Consider the following 3,788-nt stretch of genomic DNA (forward strand, 5'->3'; position numbering starts at 1 on the left):
TGGCCCCAGCTTGGCCTGCTGGCGATGCTCATCAGCTGCATTAGCTCCATTTCGGCGTTCTCGCGGGGGTGATGCCGCGCGGGATGCGCAGGATGAAGATCATGCCCAGCAGCCACCAGCTGCCAAAGAGCACCCAGGCTGCCAGCCGATCGCGGCCGGCATGCCCGGCAGGTACAGGCTGATCAGCCAGGCGCACAACAACACCGATAGCACGCCGATCAGCTGCCCAAAGTTTCCACGTCCACCCACCCGCAGCGGACGGTTCATCTGCGGTTCGCGCCGGCGCAGGATCACAAAGGCCACCCCCACCAGCAGGTAGGCCACCACGATGGACGGGGAGCCGGAGTCCACCAGCCAGCCGAGCATCGCCGAGCCGAAGAACGGGGCCAGCACGGACAGCCCGCCAATGAACAGCAGCGCATGGGACGGGGTGCGGTACTTCGGGTGCAGGTAGGCGAACCAGCGCGGCAGCATGCCCGAGTGCGCCATGGCGAACAGCAGGCGCGAGGCCCCCATCAGCAGGGAGTTCCAGGAGGTGAGGATGCCGGCGATGCCGCCGGCGATCAACACCTTGGCCATGGTGTCGGAATTGAACAGGGCACCCATGCGTCGGCGGTGGCCAGATCGGAGCCGGCCAGCGCGGAGGCGTTCATTCCCGAGGAGGTGGCCATGATGACCATGACGTACCAGGCGGTGGCGATCATGACGGAGATGATCACATAGCGCCCAATCTTGCGCGGGGCGATATTGCATTCCTCCGCGGACTGCGGGATGACGTCGAAGCCGACGAACATGAACGGGACAATGATCATCACCCCGAAGAACCCGGCGGTGCCGTTGAGGAAGAAGGGCTCCATGTTGGATGCCTGGCCGCCGGTGAAGGCCCCGGTGAGCAGCATGGCTCCAATGAGGAAGAGGAAAAGCACCACGAAGGTCTGCACGATCCCCGCCGTCTTGATGCCGCGGATGTTGATCCAGGTGATCACCACCGCCCCGGCCACCCCCACCAGCGCCCAGAACAGGAACACCTCCGAACCGGCAATGTCCAGAGTTTGACCTGGTTGATCTGCGGGAAGATGTAGGCCACGGATTTGGGCAGGGCCACTGCCTCGAAGGCGACGATGGTGATGTAGCCGCCCACAATCCCCCAGGAACCGGCGAAGGACCAGCGCGCGCCCAGGGCGCGCAGCAGGTAGTTGTGTTCCCCTCCGGCCTTGGGCATGGCGGCCACCAGTTCGGCGTAGGTCAGCCCGACAATGGCCATGATGCCACCGCCAACCGCCATGGCCAGGGCCGCGCCGAGCGGACCGGCACTGGTGATCCAGTCACCGGTGAGCACCACCCAGCCGAAACCGATCATGGCGCCCACGCCGATGGCCAGGATGTCCCATTTGCCCAGGACCTTTTTCAGTCCGGCCCCGGATTGCGCCGGTGCCCCACCCGATGTCGTCATAGCGATTCCCTCCCGCATTCAATGATGCAGATCACATTAGGGAACCGACGGGGCACAGGCTAGGGATAGTTCATCCAGGGCGTGGGTCAAAGTGCCCAGGTCGGGCCGCCGCAGCACGCGGCGTTCCTGGGCGCCGCAACCCTCCCCGCCGGGCCGCGAGAATCCAATGCGGCCACGCCAGAAGGCTCCGGCACTTGACGGTGCGCTGAACGCAGTCGCGCCAATTCCACTATCGGGGGCGGGGAACGGCGGGTTAGCCCCGCTGCCGTGAATGGGCGACCAGGTGGCGGTCGACCTGCCGGATGGCCACCGTGAAGCCCAGCGAAAGCAGCACCGACTTCAGCCACAGCTCAGCGGGCTCATCGGCTAGGTAGATGGTGTGCACCGGACCGGCCAGGATGATGATCACCAGCATCCACAGCAGGTAGCCCAGGCTGGTGCGGCTTTGCATCAGCTCGGCGTGGCGCCGGCGGCGGCGGATGGTCAGGATCCCCACCACGAAGATCATCAGCGCCAGCACCCCGGCACCGACGATGAAGAAGTAGCGCTGGGTGCGAATCAGGGTCAGGGTGACGCCCATGATGATGCCCAGGACCGCGGAGAACCACCAGGGGATGACCGGTACGGAGCCCTCGGCTGCCGTTGGCTGCGTTGCGTTCACCGCACTCCCGTCCGTCTTCCTGCCTGGCCCGGCGGTTTTCCCGCCTTGTCTAGGATAGCCCGGCGCGGCGCTCTTCCCCGGCAGCGACTACAGCACCAGGGTCCAGGTCACCACCGCCGGGTCGGGGCTGGGATTGATCCAGCTGTGCGGCTCCCTCCCGGGAAAGGTCACGGTGTCCCCGGCCTGCAGCTGCATGCGCTCCTCGCTCAGGATCAGCGTGAAGTGCCCGGAGTGCACGTGCAGCACCTCAACCTGGCAGTCCATGGAATACAGCTCGGCTTCCCCGGCACCGTGCGGCGCGATCTCGGCGCGGATCACCTGCACCCGGCGTTCGGTGCGCGGGGTGAGCAGCTGTTCAATGATCCCCTCCCCGCCCAGGGAGATGCGCGGGGCGGCCTCCAATTTGACCAGCTTCGTCTCGGGGACCGTGAACAGCTCCCCCACTTCGATGGACAGCACCTCACACAGGGTCAGCAAGGTGGCGACCGAGGGGCTGGTCAGATCACGCTCCACGCGGGAGAGGAAGCCCTTGGTCAGCCCCGCCATTTCCGCGACCTGGTCAATGGTCAGGCGCTGGCCCTGCCGGGCCACGCGCAGTCGCTGCCAATCTTGATCGATGAGCCGGTGGCTCGACGGGCAACGCCTTCATTTTTCCTCCGCGCATCTGAGTTCCTGCCTCCACTGTAGTGGGCGACCTCATATTTCCCGCACGCGGCGACGGCGGATCCGCGACGTTCTGTGACTCACCTCGCGTTTACCGATAGACATCTTTTGTTTTTGCTGTCATTCTTTGTGGAGCGTCATTTTCATCACAGGGAAGTTCAATGGATTACATCAACGGCGGCATTGTCGCCTTATACCTCGTGGGCATGCTGGCCTTCGGCTGGTGGGGCAAGTCCCGCACCCATTCCACGAGCGATTACCTGGTGGCCGGCGACGGCTGGGACCGGTGCTGTACACCGGAACCATGGCCGCCGTCGTGCTTGGCGGGGCCTCGACCGTGGGCGGCGTGGGCCTGGGCTACCGCCACGGCATCTCCGGGATGTGGCTGGTGGTGGCCATCGGCATTGGGGTCTCGGCCCTCTCACTGTTCTTCGCCCCGAAGATTCAGCGGCTGAAGATCTTCACCGTCTCCCAGATGCTCACCCTGCGGTACGGCTCCCGGGCCGCAACCAACACCTCGGGCATTGTCATGCTGGCCTACACGCTGATGCTGTGCGCCACCTCCACCGGCGCCTACGCCACGATCTTCATGGTGCTCTACGGCTGGGAACGCTGGCTGGCCATCCTGGTCGGCGGCGGCATTGTGCTGATCTACTCCTCCATCGGCGGGATGTGGTCCATCACCCTGGCCGACCAGGTGCAGTTCTTCATCAAGACCGTGGGCGTCTTCTTCCTGATGCTGCCCTTCGTGCTGGGTGCCGGCGGCGGCTGGTCGGCCATGCAGCAGCGCCTGGATGCCACCTTCTTCCAGTGGGACGGCATCGGACTGCAGACCATCATCACCTACTTCGTTGTCTACGGGCTGGGCCTGCTGATCGGCCAGGACATCTGGCAGCGGGTCTTCACCGCCCGCAGCGACAACGTGGCCCGCTGGGGCGGGCTGTCGGCCGGCATCTACTGCATCATCTACGGCGCGGCCGGCGCGATCATCGGCATGGCCGCGCGCGTGGC

At 65.4% G+C, this 3,788-nt stretch carries 1 protein-coding gene and 3 pseudogenes; 1 reads left to right on the forward strand and 3 read right to left on the reverse strand.

The annotated features are described in order from the left end of the window. Window positions 1-40: 40 nt before the first annotated feature. The 3 genes and pseudogenes from JCM19049_RS09440 to JCM19049_RS09450 form a co-directional block, all read right to left on the reverse strand. Window positions 41-1,360: pseudogene (locus JCM19049_RS09440) on the reverse strand (APC family permease). A 346-nt stretch (window positions 1,361-1,706) separates the two neighbouring features. Then, window positions 1,707-2,114, reverse strand: a complete 408-nt coding sequence (locus JCM19049_RS09445; protein WP_054821460.1) for a hypothetical protein — start codon at window positions 2,112-2,114, stop codon at window positions 1,707-1,709. 87 nt (window positions 2,115-2,201) lie between these two features. Next, window positions 2,202-2,763: pseudogene (locus JCM19049_RS09450) on the reverse strand (helix-turn-helix domain-containing protein). A gap of 175 nt (window positions 2,764-2,938) precedes the next feature. On the opposite strand from JCM19049_RS09450, the pseudogene JCM19049_RS09455 reads away from it, so the two are divergent. After that, a pseudogene (locus JCM19049_RS09455) lies at window positions 2,939-3,788 on the forward strand (sodium:solute symporter); the annotation flags it as partial.

Source organism: Arthrobacter sp. JCM 19049 (genome assembly GCF_001310435.1).